Origin of the sequence: Rhodococcus sp. WS3, from assembly GCF_003797085.1 — a bacterium.
Taxonomy (GTDB): domain Bacteria; phylum Actinomycetota; class Actinomycetes; order Mycobacteriales; family Mycobacteriaceae; genus Rhodococcus_F; species Rhodococcus_F globerula.
The window spans coordinates 31,174-48,830 of record NZ_RKMA01000003.1 but is presented as its reverse complement, the minus strand read 5'-3'; the positions used below and the strand labels follow the sequence as shown (position 1 = coordinate 48,830).

The 17,657-nt window shown below is 62.8% G+C and carries 15 protein-coding genes; 8 read left to right on the top strand and 7 right to left on the bottom strand.

Going from position 1 to position 17,657, the window contains the following annotated elements:
- The first annotated feature begins 26 nt into the window (after nt 1-26).
- The 3 genes from EEB13_RS21290 to EEB13_RS21280 are packed head-to-tail and all read left to right on the top strand — an operon-like array spanning nt 27 to nt 2,988.
- The gene (locus tag EEB13_RS21290; RefSeq protein ID WP_033236716.1) at nt 27-1,220 is read left to right on the top strand and encodes a class I adenylate-forming enzyme family protein; all 1,194 of its coding nucleotides are present in this window, start codon (nt 27-29) and stop codon (nt 1,218-1,220) included.
- A 37-nt stretch (nt 1,221-1,257) separates the two neighbouring features.
- Nucleotides 1,258-2,019, top strand: coding sequence for a crotonase/enoyl-CoA hydratase family protein (locus EEB13_RS21285; protein WP_141486233.1), 762 nt, complete (start codon nt 1,258-1,260; stop codon nt 2,017-2,019).
- 6 nt (nt 2,020-2,025) lie between these two features.
- Nucleotides 2,026-2,988, top strand: coding sequence for an adenosine deaminase (locus EEB13_RS21280; protein ID WP_045069556.1), 963 nt, complete (start codon nt 2,026-2,028; stop codon nt 2,986-2,988).
- 10 nt (nt 2,989-2,998) lie between these two features.
- Here the strand turns inward: EEB13_RS21280 and EEB13_RS21275 are convergent, their stop codons facing one another.
- A complete protein-coding gene (locus EEB13_RS21275) occupies nt 2,999-4,312 on the bottom strand; it encodes a D-arabinono-1,4-lactone oxidase (RefSeq protein ID WP_141486232.1) in 1,314 nt (437 codons plus the stop codon).
- A gap of 78 nt (nt 4,313-4,390) precedes the next feature.
- On the opposite strand from EEB13_RS21275, the gene EEB13_RS21270 reads away from it, so the two are divergent.
- Nucleotides 4,391-5,038 carry a TetR/AcrR family transcriptional regulator gene (locus tag EEB13_RS21270; protein ID WP_033236720.1) on the top strand — a complete coding sequence of 216 codons (648 nt, stop codon included), beginning with the start codon at nt 4,391-4,393 and terminating at the stop codon, nt 5,036-5,038.
- A 67-nt stretch (nt 5,039-5,105) separates the two neighbouring features.
- Nucleotides 5,106-6,281 carry an amino acid deaminase/aldolase gene (locus EEB13_RS21265; protein WP_092807294.1) on the top strand — a complete coding sequence of 392 codons (1,176 nt, stop codon included), beginning with the start codon at nt 5,106-5,108 and terminating at the stop codon, nt 6,279-6,281.
- Here the strand turns inward: EEB13_RS21265 and EEB13_RS21260 are convergent.
- Entirely contained in the window at nt 6,278-9,721 is a 3,444-nt protein-coding gene (locus EEB13_RS21260) for a TM0106 family RecB-like putative nuclease (RefSeq protein WP_141486231.1), read from the bottom strand. The two genes, EEB13_RS21265 and EEB13_RS21260, sit on opposite strands and share 4 nt — an antisense overlap.
- 82 nt (nt 9,722-9,803) lie before the next feature.
- Between EEB13_RS21260 and EEB13_RS21255 the strand changes: the two genes are divergently transcribed.
- Nucleotides 9,804-10,445: an alpha/beta hydrolase gene (locus EEB13_RS21255; RefSeq protein ID WP_033236722.1), complete on the top strand. Its 642-nt coding sequence runs from the start codon at nt 9,804-9,806 to the stop codon at nt 10,443-10,445.
- Nucleotide 10,446: 1 nt separating this feature from the next.
- Here the strand turns inward: EEB13_RS21255 and EEB13_RS21250 are convergent, their stop codons facing one another.
- Nucleotides 10,447-11,064 (bottom strand): cysteine hydrolase family protein, encoded by a 618-nt coding sequence (locus EEB13_RS21250; protein WP_141486230.1) that lies wholly within the window; start codon nt 11,062-11,064, stop codon nt 10,447-10,449.
- An 82-nt stretch (nt 11,065-11,146) separates the two neighbouring features.
- Here EEB13_RS21250 and EEB13_RS21245 point away from each other — a divergent pair, with 82 nt between their 5' ends.
- Nucleotides 11,147-11,848 carry a FadR/GntR family transcriptional regulator gene (locus EEB13_RS21245; protein ID WP_141486229.1) on the top strand — a complete coding sequence of 234 codons (702 nt, stop codon included), beginning with the start codon at nt 11,147-11,149 and terminating at the stop codon, nt 11,846-11,848.
- Entirely contained in the window at nt 11,845-13,215 is a 1,371-nt protein-coding gene (locus EEB13_RS21240; RefSeq protein ID WP_141486228.1) for an FAD-binding oxidoreductase, read from the top strand. The genes EEB13_RS21245 and EEB13_RS21240 overlap by 4 nt, the downstream gene beginning before the upstream one ends.
- A 75-nt stretch (nt 13,216-13,290) precedes the next feature.
- Here the strand turns inward: EEB13_RS21240 and EEB13_RS21235 are convergent, their stop codons facing one another.
- The 4 genes from EEB13_RS21235 to EEB13_RS21220 form a co-directional block, all read right to left on the bottom strand.
- Complete coding sequence (locus tag EEB13_RS21235) at nt 13,291-15,078, bottom strand: AMP-dependent synthetase/ligase (protein ID WP_141486227.1); 1,788 nt, start codon at nt 15,076-15,078, stop codon at nt 13,291-13,293.
- A 138-nt stretch (nt 15,079-15,216) separates the two neighbouring features.
- Nucleotides 15,217-15,915: a hypothetical protein gene (locus tag EEB13_RS21230; RefSeq protein ID WP_033236748.1), complete on the bottom strand. Its 699-nt coding sequence runs from the start codon at nt 15,913-15,915 to the stop codon at nt 15,217-15,219.
- Nucleotides 15,916-16,031: 116 nt separating this feature from the next.
- Nucleotides 16,032-16,673 (bottom strand): phosphoribosyltransferase, encoded by a 642-nt coding sequence (locus tag EEB13_RS21225; RefSeq protein WP_141486226.1) that lies wholly within the window; start codon nt 16,671-16,673, stop codon nt 16,032-16,034.
- A gap of 55 nt (nt 16,674-16,728) precedes the next feature.
- Nucleotides 16,729-17,556: a carbon-nitrogen hydrolase family protein gene (locus EEB13_RS21220; protein WP_141486225.1), complete on the bottom strand. Its 828-nt coding sequence runs from the start codon at nt 17,554-17,556 to the stop codon at nt 16,729-16,731.
- Nucleotides 17,557-17,657: the final 101 nt, after the last annotated feature.

The following is a 17,657-nucleotide window of genomic DNA, read 5'->3' as shown; positions in this document are numbered from 1 at the left end:
GTTTGTCACGGTCTGTGGAGGTACAGATGCGGTCGAGGCTTGTGGAGTATCACTGTTCGAATGGGCTGCTCACGGATACGCGAGTCAGTCGGGCGACGGACGGTCTGCTGCGTTACCGGCAGTTGGATCCGTCGTTGTCGGAGTTACTCGACGTTGCGGTGCACCGGTTTGCCGGGCGAACGGCAGTCGAGGAAGTGCACGGAGAACAGGTCACCTACGCCGAACTGTGGGCTGAAGCGTCTCGGGTGGCCGGCGGGTTGAAGTCGCGGGGAATCGAGATCGGCGATCGGGTGGCCATCCGGTTTGCGGCCGGCGTTCGGTGGCTGGAAGCGTGCCTCGGAGTCATTCTGGCCGGTGGGGTTCCGGTGTCTCTCGGCATGGCGTGGGGCGACGCGGAGGTTTCCGCGGTGATTGCGGACAGTGGATCGGTGTTGGTGCTCGATGGGGAATTGCCGCACGGGGTTCCGTTCATCGACGACGGTGCTGCGCCGGACGAGTTGGCGGTTCTGGCGTACACGGCGGATCCGTCCGGCGCGATGCTTGGCGTCGAATTGAGCAACGAGAATGTGCTCTCGACAATCGAAGGGCTTCTGCATTCGCGTGACTACGGCGTCGAGGGTGTGCGGAATCTTCTGGTGGACAGCGATTTTCGATCCGTCCGGGAGCTTGTTCATGTGCTCGCCACGTTGGTGATCGGCGGCACCGTTGTTGTGGCGGGTGATTTTTGGCGTGAGTCCGCCCATACCGTCGACATTCTCACCGGGCGCCCCGAGGATCTCCTCGAACCACGATTGCTTGCGGTGGGTCCGGCGGCGCGAGCAGCCTCGCGATCGGTGAAGTGGGTGGACTGCAGTGGGTCTCCGGTAACGGCCGAGCAGGAAGACAAGCTACTGGCGGCGTTTCCGGCCGCTCAGCATGTGATGGGTTGGGGAAAGACCGAGACGTGTGGCGGAGGTCTGATCTTGCCGATCGAATCGGCTTCGACACATTTGGGGAGCGTGGGAATCGCTTTTGGCGGAATGGAAGTCGCGTTGTACGGCCCCGACGCACCGGGGGGATACGGCGAACTGTGGTGCCGCGGGCCGAGTGTCGCGCGTCGGTACTGGAATTCGCCGGAAGTGACGTCGTCGCGTTTCATGCAGGGCTGGTTCTGCACCCATGACACCGCACAGATCGATGCGGAGGGCTTCGTCCGTATTGTCGAACGAAACGCAGCATGAGCATGCGCGGTGTCGAAAGACTACGAGAGGGAGATGCATGGCAGACGAGGTTCTCACCGAGCGGCGTGGGCGGACGCTGATCATCACGATCAACCGGCCCGAGGCACGAAACGCGATCAACGCCGCGGTCAGCCACGGATTGGCAGCAGCTGTCGAAGAACTCGACGGTAACGACGAGCTGTCGTTGGCAGTGCTGACCGGTGCGGGCGGAAATTTCTGTGCCGGTATGGACCTCAAGGCGTTTGTGGCCGGCGAGAACGTGCTGGTTCCTGGCCGCGGTCTCGGTTTCACCGAGGGACCGCCGCGAAAGCCGATCATTTCGGCGGTCGAGGGCTTTGCCTTGGCAGGCGGCACCGAGTTGGTGCTGGCCACCGATCTGGTGGTTGCCTCTCGCGAAGCCAAGTTCGGTATCCCCGAGGTCAAGCGGGGTCTGGTCGCAGGCGCCGGCGGATTGTTCCGTCTACCCAAGCGCATTCCGTATCAGAAGGCCCTGGAATATGCCTTGACCGGAGACGCTTTCACAGCGGAGGAAGCGCACTCGTACGGTTTTGTGAACACACTGACAGAACCAGGTCAGGCGTTGGACGGTGCGCTGGATCTCGCCGACCGCATCAGCCGTAACGGTCCGCTCGCCGTCACGGTCACCAAAGAGATCATGGTCAAGGCCGCCGGATGGTCGGACGACGAGGCATTTGCCAACCAGATGCAGTTGTTGGCACCGATTTTCATATCCGAGGACGCACGTGAAGGCGCGACGGCTTTTGCCGAGAAGCGCGCGCCGGTATGGAAGGGTCGGTAACACGACATGGCTACACCAGTTGCCGAATTGCACATGCACATCGAGGGTTCTCTAGAGCCCGAGCAGATCTACCGCCTCGCCGAGCGAAATCGAATGGACTTGCCGTACAAGGACATCGAAGATCTGAAGTCCCGGTACGAGTTCTCGGATCTGCAGTCGTTCCTCGATCTGTACTTTGCCAACATGGCCGTTCTGCGCACAGCCGAGGATTTTGCGGATCTCACGCGGGCGTACTTCCGCCGTGCTGCCGCTGCCGGCGTATCGCACGCCGAGTTCTTCTTCAACCCGCAAGCGCACGTGGTCCGAGGCGTTCCGTTGACCGAGGTGCTCGACGGAATCATGGACGCCGTTGCATCGAGTGAGCGGGAGTTCGGACTCAGCAGCAGCGCGATTGCCGCGATTCTGCGCGATCAACCCGTCAGAGATGCCGAGGAGATCTTCTCGGAGATCATCCGGTTGCAGGCCCCGATTGTCGGTCTGGGCCTCGATTCTGCGGAGGTGGGTAACCCGCCATCACTCTTCGAGGACGTGTTTGCGCGGGCTCGCGCCGAGGGGCTTCACGTGGTTGCCCACGCCGGTGAGGAAGGCCCGCCGGAGTACATCTGGCAGGCGCTCGACATCCTCGGTGCGGAACGTATCGACCATGGCGTCCGCGCGCTCGAAGATCCGGCGCTGGTCGAGCGGTTGGTAGACGAGGAGATTCCGCTGACGGTCTGCCCGTTGTCGAACGTTCGTCTTCGGGTGTTCGACAAGCTCGAGGATCATCCGTTGCGGACGATGCTCGACCTCGGGCTGATCGTGACGGTCAACTCCGACGATCCGGCATATTTTGGCGGGTACGTCGACGACAACTTCGCCGAACTCGGTCGAGCAATCGGGCTGACCGAGTCCGAACGTGAGACGTTGGCCCGCAATTCCATCAAGGCGTCGTTTGCCAGTGAATCGCGGAAAGCGGAATTGCTGCGTTAGCGAAGCGAACTCAGGCGCCGAGCACTTGGCGTAGGTAGTCGTTGTCGAACACACGATCCGCGTCGTACTTGTCTCGCACAGCAATGAAGTTGTCGAGTTTTGCGTACGTCGGGCGTAAGTCGTCGATGGTCCGGTTGTGCATTTTCCCCCAGTGCGGCCGGCCGTCGACGGCCTTTGCCATCGCTTCGACTGCGGCAAAGTACTCGGTCTCGGACCGGCGGTGATACTGGTGCACGGCGACGTATGCGGTATCGCGTCCGTTGGCGGTGGAAAGCCAGAGGTCGTCGGCGGCGGCAAAACGAACCTCGACGGGGAACGCGACGTTGGTTCCGGTTCGCTCCAGCCACTGATTGATCTCGTGGAGTAGACCTTTGACGTGTTCGACCGGGACGGCGTATTCCATTTCCTTGAACTTCACGCGACGCGGCGATGCAAAGACCCGATAGCTGCGGTCGGTGAATTCCCGGGCGCCGAGCAGGCGTGACGATATCTGGTTGATGGTGGGTATCGCGGCCGGCGCCAGGGTGGCGATGCGGTTGACGCCCTCGAAGAGCGTGTTCGACATGAATTCGTCCTCGACAAAGGTTCGGATCGCGCTGACGGGCTTCAACGGTGTGTCGCCGGGCAGGCGTGTGTTCCGTTTGGTGAGGACCCGATCGGTGTGGGGGAACCAGTAGAACTCGAAGTGGTCGACGGTGCGGCACTCGTCGTCCAGGGTGTCCAAAATGTGGGACAGCGTGTCGGGTTTTTCGATGGCGCGCAATGTGAACCGAGGCGAACACGCGAGGGTGACCTTGGTGATGATGCCGATTGCGCCAAGGCCGATGCGGGCAGCTTCGAACAGTTCCGGATTCTGATCCGCGGACGCGGTGACGATTGCTCCGTCGGCTGTCACGATTTCGAGGCCGTGAATCTGCGTCGCAAGTCCACCGAACGCGGCGCCGGTTCCATGGGTTCCGGTGCCAAGGGCTCCCGCGAGAGATTGGGCGTCGATGTCGCCGAGGTTGGTCATGGCGTACCCGCGTTGCCATAACGCCTCGTTGAGGGCGCGCAGGCGCGTGCCTGCGAGAACCGTCACCAGCGCCCCGTCGTCGGTGGGGGTGATCGATTCGATCCCGGAGAAGTTGTCGAGGCTGACAAGAACTCCGTCTGTGACCGCAGCACCGGTAAAGGAATGGCCCGCTCCGACTGCCTTCACGTGCCACCCTCGTGTTGCGGCTTCGACGACAAGTGCTGCGAGTTCACGGGTGTTCCGCGGGGTTGCCCATTGTCGTGGTGAAGCCCTCTGAGTGCCTGCCCAGTTCTGCCAGATATCCGAAGCCATTGGACAATCATGTACTTGGACGTTCGTCCAAGCAAGCATTGTGCCTAGTTTTTCCGATCTCCGTTCTAACATCATGGGATGCTCAACAGGCTTCCGGCGGACGAGCGCCGCACACAATTGATCGAATCCGCCATTTCCATTGCCGAACAGCGCGGCGTGAGTTCAGTGACGGTCCGTGCTGTAGCCGAAGAGGCGGGCGTATCGCTCGGCGTAGTTCACTACTGTTTCGAGAGTAAAGAGGAGCTCATCGCCGCGATGGGCGAGACGTTGATTGTTCAGCTCAGCGAATCGCTCCAGCATGCCTTCGGGCAGGTTCGCCACGCGCCTGATCTGACCGGGATCCAAGGGCTGAAGGAACTGCTGCACATCGGGTTGACCGGGATGTGGCCGCTCATCGAGGTGACGCCTGATCGGCAGTTGCTGACCTACGAAATCACCGCGCAGGCTCTGCGTAGTCGCAACCTCGGCGCCGAGCGTGCCGGTGCCGTCGCCAGCGATCAGTACCGGATCATGGATGAGCATGCCATTGCATTTCTCGAAGAATGCGCCACGATTTCCGGAACTGTCTGGACAGAATCTTTGCAGTCGTTGGCGAGATGGAGTCTGGCGATGATCGACGGATTGGTCTTGCGCTGGCTCGTTGATCGTGATTCCGACGCCACCATTGCGGAATTCGGCGAAATGGTTCAGGTCATCGCCGGCAAGGCGATCGAGGCGCAGCACTGACCCCGTCATGGACATGCGTCCAATTCAGGTGTTGACTTGACCGCGACGCCGCGACGATGGGACACACGTGACCACAACACTGGATCGACTGACATCCGCTACTGCTGATTTCGACCCGCCCCTGGCCGCTCTCGACCTGACAACTCTGCGCAGCAATGCTGCCGATCTGATTCGCCGGGCCGGGGGAACACCGGTGCGCGTTGCGAGTAAGTCGGTCCGGTGCCGCGCCGTTCTCGAGGAAACACTGGGCGGTGGGCTCACCGAGCAGGGTGGCTTTCGCGGAATCATGGCCTACTCACTGCGGGAGGCATTGTGGTTGGTCGGTCTCGGCGCCCGCGACATCCTGATGGGATATCCCACCGTGGATCGTGGAGCGTTGGCCGAACTCGCCGGTGATCCGGTTGCGATAACGGCGATCACGCTGATGATCGACGACGACGCTCAGCTCGATGTCATCAGATCAGCTGCGCCAGGCGCCGCGCCGATTCGGGTGTGCCTCGACGTGGACGCGTCCCTGCGCATCGGGCCGATTCACCTGGGGGTACGACGCTCTCCGCTCCGCGAACCGAATGATGTTGCCGCACTGGCTGTGCGTGCGCGGTCCCGTGGATTTTCCGTCGTCGGTGTCATGTTCTACGAAGCGCAGATCGCCGGACTGCCGGACACCAGCGCGCCGATCGGCTGGGTCAAGAAGGCCTCCGCCCGGGAACTGTCGCACCGGCGAGGTGCTGTCGTTTCTGCGGTCACGGATGCGGTGGGCACCCTCGAGATCGTGAACAGTGGCGGTACCGGATCACTCGAAGTCAGTTCGGCCGATCCGGTGGTCACCGAGGTGACGGCGGGTTCGGGGCTGTATGTGCCGACACTCTTCGACAGGTACCGCGCCTTCCGGCCGGACCCCGCCCTGTTCTTCGCACTCTCCGCGGTTCGCAAGCCGACCCCGAAGGTCACCACCCTCTTCGGCGGCGGGTACATAGCCTCCGGACCGGCCGGCGCCGCGAGGGTTCCGAAACCGATGCGCCCACTCGGTCTGAAATTGCTCCGCAACGAAGGCGCAGGCGAGGTGCAGACGCCGGTCACAGGACGGGTTGCCGGCGACATCGCGATCGGTGACCGAGTGTGGTTCCGCCACGCAAAGGCCGGCGAATTGTGTGAGCGTTTCGACCACGTGAATCTGGTCGATGCCGACGGCACCGCCACCGCGGTACCGACGTATCGCGGCGACGGGCAGTGCTTCGGCTAGCCGGCTGTCAGGCGCATGAAAGCGCCGAGTTCCACCAGCCCCGCCGGCGTGGTCGGCATGTACTGCGTCAGTGCATACGACCGGACGATGATGGCGCACCATTTTCCGCGTGAGACAGCAACATTGAGGCGGTTGCGCGAGAGTAGAAATGACATGCCTCGTGGAACGTCCTCGATTGCGGACGCTGCCATCGACACAATGGCGACTGCCGCTTCACGTCCCTGGAACTTGTCGACGGTACCCACCTCGACGTCGGTGAATCCCGCTTCGGTGAGATCGCGCTCGATGGTGCCCACTTGGGCGTTGTAGGGCGCGACCACCAGAATGTCCGCCTCGGTCAGGGGCCGGGTGCCGTCGAACTCGCTGGGATCGGTCCACGGCGTGCCGAGGAGTTCGCGGATCTGCGTCACGATGACGGCAGACTCTTCGGGTGAATACGTCGAGTTGCCGGAATGGTCGACGTACACCGTGTGTACGCCCGCTGCCAGACCGTCGAGTTTCCGTGCAGCGCTTACCGATTCCTGGGACAGCAGCTTGCCCTCGTAGGACAGGGCCGACACCGGCGCGCACAGGTCGGGGTGCATCCGCCACGTCTTTTCGAGGAAGTATCCCAACTCCGGCGGCAGGGCGCCGTGCCCTTCGGCCAGCCAGCCGAGAGCGGATTCGTCAACAGGTTCGGGATGAGTTCCCTGGCTGACCTGCGGCAGTTGTTGCGGATCGCCGAGCAGCAACAGATTCCGAGCGGAGACGGCAACGGCAATGGTGTTGGCCAGCGCGAACTGTCCGGCTTCGTCGACGACAAGGAGATCGAGGCTGCCAGGGGGCACTCGATCGGTGTTCGCAAAATCCCACGCGGTGCCACCGATGACGCAACCAGTGGATTCCGCTTCGGACAGGAAGCGGGGGAACTCCTGGGGCGTGATGTCGGTCCACTCCGCAATTCGGCTCCGGCTGCCCTTCTTGGCGACCAGAGCCGGATCGAGGCCGGCCTTGACGATACCGCCCAGCATGTTCTCCACCACCGAATGCGATTGCGCAACAACACCGATACGCCACTGGTGCTGCTCCACCAGAGCCTTGACCACTCGCGCCCCGGTGTACGTCTTACCGGTGCCGGGTGGGCCCTGCACCGCAACATAGGAGTCGTCCAGATCGAGGACGGCAGCTGTGATCGCGGACGCGTAGTCATTGCCTTCGTTGACCGGTGGGAGCGCGTCGCCGGACAGGGTTCGAGGCGTGAGTCGACGCAGAATGTCGACCGCCGCGCGGCGCGGCAACCCGGGCAATCCGTCGCAGGCTTCTGATGCCGCTGCAGCGATGGATTTTTCCATCGGCACCGTCGGAATAGGGCGTCCGGGAGCCAACGCAACGGGAGTCTCGGAGAACTCGTCACCTCGGAGTAGTTCCTCGATGGTGACAACGTCGAGATTGCCGGATTTTTCGACCGAGACTATCTTCACGCCGTTGGTGCCGCGCTGCGCCGGATTGTCGCCGGCAACGGCGTCGGGAGAGGGAACGTCGTACAGCGCGAACATGTCGGTGCCGGGGCTCAACGTCGTGCCGGTGCCCAGGGTGCCCGTCAACTGGATGTGCCGTCGCGGCTTCTGCCTGGCGGTGTTCTTGTGCCAGTCTGCTTGAATGTCTGGCACGTCGACCACCATCACGTCACGGACATCGACAAGATCTTCGATGGGGGCCGACAAGCGATCGAAGTGCGCCCACCAGTGCGGCTTCTTCTCTCGGCTGTGGTACCCGACCGCAGCAGCGAGGAGGGCTGCGGCGTGTTGCTCGGCGGTTCGCGTCGGGCCGGCTTTGTGCCCGGCGAATTCACGCAATGCGATTTCGGTTTCGGTGAGGTCTTCGACGGGCAGGGCGATCTGTCCTGTCGGCGGACGCAAGGTGATGTCGTGTTCGGCTGCTCGATCGACCAACCAATTACGCAGTCGGAGAGTCGATTCGCAGTCGTACTCGTTGTAGTCGGAGATGCCTTGCAGCAGTTCACTGGCTTCGTCGTCCTTGCCGCGCTCGCGTAGCTCGCAGTAGTCGGAGTACGCAACCACGGACGCCGCGGCATTGACGACGTCGCCGTCCCGGCCGTGTTCTCCCATGTACAGCGGTTCGAGTTTCTTGATGCTGTACGAGCGAGCCCCGATTCGCATGGCCGAGCGAACGAGCGGATACAGATCCACGAGCACACTCTCGCGCAGCAGCGTGTCCACTACCTGCTCGCCCACGCCGTGACGCGCGGCGAGTCGCAAAAGTGCGGACTTCTCGTAGGCCGCGTAGTGATAGACGTGCATGCCCGGATGAGCCTCGCGCCGCGCGGTCACGTAGTCGAGAAAGTCGACGAGCGCTTGGCGTTCACCGGTGCGGTCGTGTGCCCAGAACGGCTTGAACACGTAGTTCTCCGCCGGACCTTCGACGACGCCGAACAGGTACTCCAGCCCCCAATCGGTGGAACCGTCCTCCGCCCACAGGGGATCACCCTCGAAGTCGAAGAAGATGTCTCCGTCGTCCGGCACGGGTAGCCCCCCGAGCACGGACGCGTTGTAGATGTGGAACTCGGCCTCGCCGGATTGTTCCTGGCGCAACTGCAACGCGGCCTGCGCGCGCAACTTGTCCAGAGTGTCGCGGCGGATACCGTCGACGGGTTCGGTGCTGACGGCCAGTTGATCGATCGACCCGATGCCGGCGGCAATCAGCTGCATCCGCTGATTGCCCCGGAGACCAGCCACCAGGAGCAGGTCACGATGGTTCTCGACTTCCACGCTGCACGTATCGCACCGTCCGCAGCGCAGGTACCGGCCGTCGAGCCACTCGGCGGGTGTTCCCTCAGCGTGATGTTCGTCGAGAACCTGCTCTAGCTTGGCTCGGCTTGCCGAGAACACCGGCGCGATGTCACCGATGTCGTGGGACGACGTGCTGCCGTCGCCGAGCATCAGATGCACCTGGTCGGAGGCGGCGATTGCGTTGCGGCCCAGCGCGTCCGCATAGGCGGCCAACTGCAGGAGTGCCGATACCTTCGCGTGCCGCGACAGCTTGCTGTCGTACACCGCGTACCGATCGCCCTCGCGCACCAGGAAATCACAGAACCCCAGGAACCGGCCGTCGAAGAACGTTCCCTGGTAGATGACGGGGGCACCGGAGCGTAGGGCTTCGACGGTGGCGAGTGCTGCTTCGGTAAGCCCGGCGCGGGTGTGTTCGGGCCGTTCCATGACAACCACACCGTCGCCGTGTTCGGCGATGAACCGCTCCAACTGTTCGCGCTCGTGGTGTTGACCGAGCGCGGACGTTCGTTCCAGCATCGGATCGGCGTCGACGCCCTCCGCCTTGATCAGCCCGGTCCGCGCGTCGAGTCGCCGCAGTAGGCCGAATTCGCATGTAGCGGCCGCCGAGAGGTCACTGGCGCTGTAGATGATCTGATCATCGAGGAGGAACACAGGGGCGATTGTGCCAGCGATGACCGACAAAACGGCGGGTTGGACATGTCAGGCACGTCGCAATGCCCGTGAGCCAGGCAGAATGTCCACCATGCCCTTTTTTGACGGTCGACGCGGTCAGGTCCATTTTCGGCGGTGGCCCGCTTCCTGCGACGAGTCGCTGGCGATGTCACTGGTGTTCCTGCACGGGCTGGGGCAACACAGCGGTCAGTACCACCGATTTGCGGACGCTCTCACGTCTTCCGGCATCGAGGTCTGGGCGATCGACCACACCGGGCACGGACTGTCCGAAGGGGAACCGGGCGTGGCGGCGCCGTTGTCCGATCTCGCGGCTGATGCCGCGACCTTGGCGGATATCGCCCGCGAAGCGCTACCAGGTATCCCACAGGCGGTCATGGGGCATTCCCTCGGCGCCGTGACCGCGCTGTCGATGCTGACGCATCAGGATCATCATTTTGTGTCGGCTGTCCTGTGTGGAATCCCGCGCAACGCGGTTGCCCAGAGCGGGTGGGCGGACTTGGCCGATTCCGGGATCCCGGTTCTGGTGGTGCACGGCGTCGACGACCGGATGGCACCGATCGAGCCGGTGCGCACCTGGGCGTCGGCGCTGCCGAATGTGGAGATGCGGGAATTCGAGGATGCCGGCCACGACCTGTTGCACGAGAAGGTACACACCAGCGTCACTGCTGTGAGCCGCGATTTCCTTCTCGCGCACAGTCGTTGAATCAGGCGAGTGCGTCGAGCACATCCTTGGACGTCACCGGGTGCGAGAACATCGGGTAGTCGTAGGTGATGGCGTTCTCATGTTCTGCTGCTGAGGTTCCAGCGACGCAGTCGGTGAGAGTGATGACGCGGTAACCATTTTCGTAGCCGGTGCGCATGGTGGACTCGACACAGCAGTTGGTCAGGAATCCGCCGAGAATGATCGTGCGGATTCCCTTGCTGCGCAGGATGAAATCGAGATTGGTGCTTGCAAAAGTGTCGAGGCCACGCTTGCCCTCGACGAGGATATCGCCGTCCTGTGGAGTCAGTTCGTCGACGATTGCCGCTCCCCAGCTGCCCTTGACGAATGCCTTTCCGTCCACGACGCCCTTGAGGATTCCGTACGGGTGCGAGGTGATCTCGTTGTAGCCCTCGGCAAACGTGATCGGCGCGTGCATAACTGTGACACCGGCGGAGCGAGCGGCCTCGACCAGTGCCGTGGTGTTCGCCAGTAGTCCGGTCGATTCCATCACGGGAGCGACAGCGTCATGAAGGACGCCGCCTTCGGTGGTGAAGTCGTTCTGGTATTCGATGAGCACGACTGCGGTGGTTGCGGGGTCCAACTCGAGCTTTTCGGTCATGTCGACACCTTTGGTTGTGTGTTTCGGGCCACTTCCATTAAACAGTTTGTCTGACAAGCAGGCAAGAGGTAGCGTTGGCGACATGGACATAACTCCGCTCTCGCGTATCCCGCTGAGCCTTGCGGTGTCCGGCAGGCTCCGAGACGCGATTCTCGACGGGTCTCTACCGGTCGGCGAGTCCTTGCCAACGGAGCAGGAACTGGCACAGGCTTTTTCGGTGGGCCGCTCCACCGTCCGCGAAGCGCTGCGCGTACTTCAGGCGCAAGGGTTGGTGACCGGTGCCGACACCGTGTCGACAGCGCGTCCCAAGGTGACGCACGAGAACACAGCCGATTCTGCAGCCACGGCGTTGAGCACGGCTGTGCAGGTGGGTGCCGTTCCGCTTCCGGACCTGGTCGAATTGCGGGTGCTCCTCGAAGCGGCGGCACTGCGCGGTGTCCGTGAGGTTCCTGGTGCTGCGCGCGTTGCCATCGAGGAGATGCGTCGCGCCACCGAGAACAACAACGCGTCCGCGTTCCACGACGCGGATGTCGACTTTCACGTCGCCTTGGCGGGTGCCAGCGGGAACCGCGCCTTTGCGCTGGTGATGACGGTTCTGCGCGAGTGTATCGCCGGTTATCTGATGAGTGAACTCGCGGCGATCGAGGACTCGGCGGCCACTCTCGGGGTGCTGCTCGTGGAGCACGAAGCCATCGCCGATGCGATTGCGGCCGGTGAATCCGATTATGCGGCACAGCTTGTCGAGAAGCATGTGCGAGGTTTCTACGAAGGACACACGAAATGACGACAACGGTGGACATGTTGGGAGACCGACTGCGGGAAGTGCTGGGGGAGAAGGCGACCACGGATCCCGATCGGATGGGCGCCTATACCCGGGACCAATCCTTGCTGACCACCGCCGGTGTTCCGGCGGCTCTGGTCAAGGCAACGTCCGTCGATGATGTCGCCGCGACGATGACGGTTGCCCACGAACTCTCCATTCCGGTCGTGACCCGCGGCGCGGGAACCGGTTTGGCCGGTGCTGCCAATGCTCTCGACGGGTGCATTGTGCTCAGCGTTGCGGGTATGAATCGCATTCTCGACATAGATGCCGCGGCCCGCACGGCAACAGTGGAGCCTGGTGTGATCAACGGCGATCTTGCGGAGGCGGCTCGCGCACAAGGACTTTGGTATGTTCCGGACCCCGGTAGCCGGGCAATCTCGAGTATCGGCGGTAACTTGGCCACCAATGCCGGTGGTATCTGTTGCGCCAAATACGGGGTCACAGGCGACCATGTCGCGGCGCTCACCGCAGTTCTCGCCGACGGTCGCGTGATCCGCACCGGAGCAAAGACTCGCAAGAATGTGGCAGGTCTGGACCTGACCCATCTCCTGGTTGGTTCCGAGGGGACGCTTGCCGTCATCGTAGAAGCCACGATGCGGCTGCGGACCGCGCCCACGGCTGCAACCACGGTTGTTGCGTTCTTCGACTCGGCGGAGAAAGCGATCGAGGCGGTCCTGGCCGTCGCCGCGGTTGCCGAACCGTGTCAGTTGGAGTTGATGGACGCAGTGACCATCGACGCTGTAAACCGCTTCACGAGAATGGGTCTCGACGAATCGGCAGGGGCGATGCTTCTCATTCAATGCGACGGTAGATCTGCCGTGCAGGAAGCGGCAGACTGCGCGGCGGCCTGCACGCGCGTCGGCGCAACCGAGGTGTTCCACACCGACGATCCCGAGGAAGGTGACGCGTTCACCGCCGCGCGTCGCATGGCGTTGCCTGCGCTCGAGGCGATGGGAACCGTGCTACTCGACGACGTTGCCGTCCCGGTACCGGCGTTGCCCCGAATGCTCGAACGTATCCAGGACGCGGCTGAGCGGCACTCGGTGACCATCGGAACCTTCGGTCATGCGGCAGACGGAAATCTCCATCCCACCATCGTGTTCGACGCCGGGGAAGTGGGCGCGCAGGATCGCGCGCGTGGGGCGTTCGACGACATCGTGCACGCGGCACTCGAACTGGACGGCACGATCAGCGGTGAGCACGGCATCGGAGTTCTCAAGGCGCCGTACATGTCCGACATGATCGGTTCGGTCGAACGTGAGTTGATGCTCTCGGTGAAAGCCGCCTTCGACCCGAGGAACATCCTGAACCCCGGTCGCGGTATCTGAGCAGTCATACAGAAATGGCCCGGTTCGCCAACGATGTGAATCATTGGCGAACCGGGCCACATGCTTGCTGTGAGATCAGGCGTACAGATCCGTGATCGCACCCTTGTGTGCTTCGTGAATGATGTTTCGCTTGAGTTTGAGCGTCGGGGTCAGTTCGCCGCCCTCCTGGGTGAAGTCGACCTCGAGGATCGTGTACTTCTTGATCTGCTCCGGGTTCGAGACCTTCTTGTTCGCGTCCGCGACCGCGGAGTCGATTTCGGCGATCAGATCGGCATTCTTGATCAGATCGGCGATGGGGCTTCCGGCCGGCAGGCCGTTGCGCTCGACCCAACCGGGCAGGGTTTCCAGGTCGAGTGTGATCAGTGCGCCGATGAACGGTTGGCCGTCACCGACCACGAGGCACTGGCTGATCAGAGCGTGAGCGCGGAGTGAATCCTCGAGACCGGCCGGTGCGACGTTCTTTCCGCCTGCGGTGACGATGATTTCTTTCTTGCGCCCGGTGATCGAGACGTAGCCTTCGTTGTCGATCGATCCGAGGTCACCGGTGTGGAACCAGCCGTCGATGATCGACTCTGCAGTGGCCTTCTCGTTGTGCCAGTAGCCGGCAAAGACCACCGGACCCTGCACCAGGAGTTCACCGTCGTCTGCGATGCGAGCGGCATGACCGTTGATCGGCTTGCCCACGGTTCCGACGCGCTGCGCGGCGGAGGTGTTGACCGTGATGGCGGCGCTGGTCTCGGTGAGGCCGTAGCCCTCGTAGATCGGGATGCCGACGCCACGGAAGAAGTGACCCAGGCGGGCTCCGAGTGCAGCGCCGCCGGAGACCGCACGTTCGCAGTCGCCGCCGAGGGCCGCACGCAGCTTCGAGTACACAAGCTTGTCGAACACAGCGTGCTTGAGCTTGAGTGCGATGCCGGGGCCGCCCTTTTCGAGCGCTTCGCTGTACTCGATGGCCGTTGCTGCTGCCTTGTCGAAGATGCTGCCCTTGCCGCCGTCGACTGCCTTCTGGCGTGCCGAGTTGAACACCTTCTCGAATACTCGCGGAACCGAGAGAATGAAGGTCGGCTTGAACACGGCAAACTGCTCGAGGAGTGTCGTGAGGTCCGACGTGTGGCCAACGGTGACCTTGGAGTCGAAGGCGCCGAAGGAGATTGCCCGCGCGAAGACGTGAGCGAGCGGCAGGAACATCAGGGTCTTCTTGCCGGGAACCATGGATTCCGGCATGGCCAGGCGGCACGCGGCGGACTCTGCGTAGAAGTTGGCGTGTGTCAGCTGGACGCCCTTGGGGCGGCCAGTGGTGCCGGAGGTGTAGATCAACGTTGCCGGCGATGCGGCCGTGACCTGGTGACGACGGGTTTCGAGTTCTTCGTCGGTGATTGCGGCGCCGCGACTCGTCAGGTCTTCGAGAGCGCCCGATTCGACGACGAGGACCTCACGAAGCGCCGCGGCGGCTTCGGTGACGTCCTTGATGTTTTTGGCGTGATCGGCAGTCTCGACGATCAGCAGAGACGTAGCCGAATCCTCGAGGATCCACTGCGCCTGATCGGGGGAAGAGGTTTCGTAAATGGCGACGGTGCAGCCGCCGGCTGTCCAGATCGCGTAGTCGGTGACAACCCACTCGTAGCGTGTTGCCGAGAGGATAGCGACGCGGTCGCCGAGCTCGACTCCGGACGCGATCAGCCCCTTCGCTACGGCTGAGACCTGCTTGGCGAATTCGGCTGCTGTGACATCGACCCACGCGCCGTTGACGAGTCGCTGGAACGGCACGAATGTGGGGTCTTCGCTGGCGTGCCGGAACACCGAATCCGCCATTGACGCGTTCTCCGGAATTGTGAACGTCTGTGGAACTGAAAACTCACGCACTTTGACCCCTCCAGTGACTACCGATAACTTCGATGTGCATTGCATCACATTAGTCGTTATTTTGCACTGTCGTTACTATTCGGTAGATCCAGTTGGGCCCCGACCAGGGAATTAGTGTTACTCGATGTTGCGGGTTACTTATGCCGCGCGCTCCAACGACCGCCCGTGGATCGACAGCCAGCGCCTGATTGCGTAGTCCAATCTGTCTGAATCCACTCCCAGTTGCTCCGCGGTTGCTGCCAGTATCTCGGCCGCGTCCGTCAGAGGTTCCGTCGTGCCGAGTGTTGTGCTGATGAACGTGTCGGCGGCGGTGCCGAGATCGGTGTGGGGAATGCCCGCCAGCATCAGCAGATGTGCCCAGGTGACTTCCGCGTCGTCGCCGCACGCTTCGGTCCACGCTTGCCGGACGGCGTCGAGTGAGTGATCGGAATCAGCGGCGGCGAGAAGATCTTCGACAGAGTTGATGTGCAGGTGATGCAAGCGCTCGGCGACCTGCTGGATGTGTCGTGCCTCGATCGGAACGCCGGTCGCGGTGTATCGACGCTTGTACGAGCCGATCTTGCCGGCCCATTGGTCGGAACTGCCCGCTTCCTCGAAGGTTCGGAGGAGTTCACGTGCGCCGTCGGTCACTGGTAAGGATTCACGAGCTTGCCGGTAGGCGAGGTACCGGTCGACGACGGCAACTTCGCTGTGGCCGCAACTGGACTGCACGGACTCGATGATGCACAGGGCCAGGCTCGCGCGGTAGGCGTCGGAAGCCACCCATGCAGAGGGGTCGCCCAATCGGTCGCGGCATGCTGCTGCGACTACGTCGACGGTATCGGTCGAGATGCTCACGATGTCCTCCAGAAAACTTCGCTATGCCTGTGTCGTTTCTGCTCCACACGGGCTATCGGCACCGAGGCGCAAAATGTTGCACACATCACACAAGTTTTCTGAAATGTCGAGAAGTTTCATCCTTCGAGCAGGTCAACGACCTCGGAGTCGGTCAGCTGATGGAAGTCGTCGAAGGCCGCGCCGACCCCACCGAGTATCGCCGGAACGAAGGGACATATGACGCGGTCGGCCGAATCGGCAAGCAGGCGGATCGATTCCGGTGATGCGACGGGGACGGCAACGATCACTCCCGTTGCACCCTGCGCCCGGGCACATGCCGACGCCACAGCGGCACTCGCTCCCGTCGCCATTCCGTCGTCGACGATGACGGCCGTTCGCCCGCTGAGCGGAACTGCCGGGCGGCCGGCCCGGAGGAGGTGTGCCCGACGCTCGAGTTCTGCTCGCTCGGACTCTTCGACCCGCGCCAGCGCTTGCGGTGATACCCGCTCGGCGGCAATCACTTCGTGGTTGAGTACGCGGGTGTCACCTTCGCCGATGGCACCGAGAGCCAGTTCGGGATTTCGGGGGGCGCCGAGTTTGCGTACTACGAGGATGTCGAGCGGTGCATCCAGCGCCGACGCGACCTCGATCGCGACAGGAACGCCGCCGCGCGGCAGTCCGAGAACGACGGGATCGTGGAGTCGCGCGGCGTCCAGCGACCGGGCGAACATCGCAGCAAGGGCCCGGCCTGCGGCAAATCGGTCTCGGTACTGTGCCATAGCTGTCCTGATTGAGGTGTGACCCCGATACTTCCGACGCTACTCGGTTCTCCCGTCACCGTTCGGTAACTGTGAACCGACGCAGTGAGAGGGCGGGATTCTTTTCGCGTACCTCGTCGATTCGCCTGCGGCTGACCTGCGCGGTCGCCACACCCACCTGCTCGCCGAGAGAGCACAGCACCACACCCATGGGGTCGACGATCATGCTGGCACCGGCGCCGCCGCGGGCGCTTTGATCCGCTGCGGCGATGTACATGGTGTTCTCGATCGCGCGCGCCCGGATCAGCGTGGTCCAGTGGTCTTCCTTCAACGGCCCGGGTACCCACTGCGCCGGTAGGAGCAGGACGTCAGCGCCGGCGTCGACGATCCTGCGGGTGACTTCGGGGAACCGGAGGTCGTAGCAGGTCTGGAGACCGAATGTGAAGCCGTCGCACTGAAAGGTCTGTGGGTCCTCGATCTCGCCAGGCGCGATCACTGCCGATTCGAGGTAGCCGAACGCGTCGTAGAGGTGAAGCTTGCGATACGTGGCAACCAATTCGCCGCGCGGGTCCATTGCGACAAGCGTGTTGGAGATCCTGCTCACGTTGGGCAGACGTTCGTTCATTCCGGCGACGACGAAGATCCCGAACTCCGCGGCAATGGCGGACAGCCCGGTTCCGAAGTCACCGCCGAGGTCCTCGGCGGACTCGATCAGGCGCTCGTCACTGCGCGGCGGCGTGAACATCGAGTACTCGGGAGCGACCAGCACTTTTGCACCCTGACCAGCACCATCGGACGCCAGAGTGCGCAGTGACTTCAGGTTCGCCTCCTTGTTCATGTCGGGGGCGAACTGGGCAACGGCAACGACGGTCCGAGAGGGGCTGTTGGCGGCGTCTTCAGTCATGCTTCTTACGCTAGGCGAAACGCCCGGTGAACGCGGATGCACCGGAATAGTTCAGCAGGTCGGTTCTCGTGTCTATACTCCTTCGGCTAAACTGCTGGTCA

Coding starts and splice junctions, on each gene's coding strand:
- EEB13_RS21290 (WP_033236716.1), top strand. CDS start 27: ATGCGGTCGAGGCTTGTGGAGTATCACTGTTCGAATGGGCTGCTCACG.
- EEB13_RS21285 (WP_141486233.1), top strand. CDS start 1,258: ATGGCAGACGAGGTTCTCACCGAGCGGCGTGGGCGGACGCTGATCATC.
- EEB13_RS21280 (WP_045069556.1), top strand. CDS start 2,026: ATGGCTACACCAGTTGCCGAATTGCACATGCACATCGAGGGTTCTCTA.
- EEB13_RS21275 (WP_141486232.1), bottom strand. CDS start 4,312: ATGGCTTCGGATATCTGGCAGAACTGGGCAGGCACTCAGAGGGCTTCA.
- EEB13_RS21270 (WP_033236720.1), top strand. CDS start 4,391: ATGCTCAACAGGCTTCCGGCGGACGAGCGCCGCACACAATTGATCGAA.
- EEB13_RS21255 (WP_033236722.1), top strand. CDS start 9,804: ATGTCCACCATGCCCTTTTTTGACGGTCGACGCGGTCAGGTCCATTTT.
- EEB13_RS21250 (WP_141486230.1), bottom strand. CDS start 11,064: ATGACCGAAAAGCTCGAGTTGGACCCCGCAACCACCGCAGTCGTGCTC.
- EEB13_RS21245 (WP_141486229.1), top strand. CDS start 11,147: ATGGACATAACTCCGCTCTCGCGTATCCCGCTGAGCCTTGCGGTGTCC.
- EEB13_RS21240 (WP_141486228.1), top strand. CDS start 11,845: ATGACGACAACGGTGGACATGTTGGGAGACCGACTGCGGGAAGTGCTG.
- EEB13_RS21225 (WP_141486226.1), bottom strand. CDS start 16,673: ATGGCACAGTACCGAGACCGATTTGCCGCAGGCCGGGCCCTTGCTGCG.
- EEB13_RS21220 (WP_141486225.1), bottom strand. CDS start 17,556: ATGACTGAAGACGCCGCCAACAGCCCCTCTCGGACCGTCGTTGCCGTT.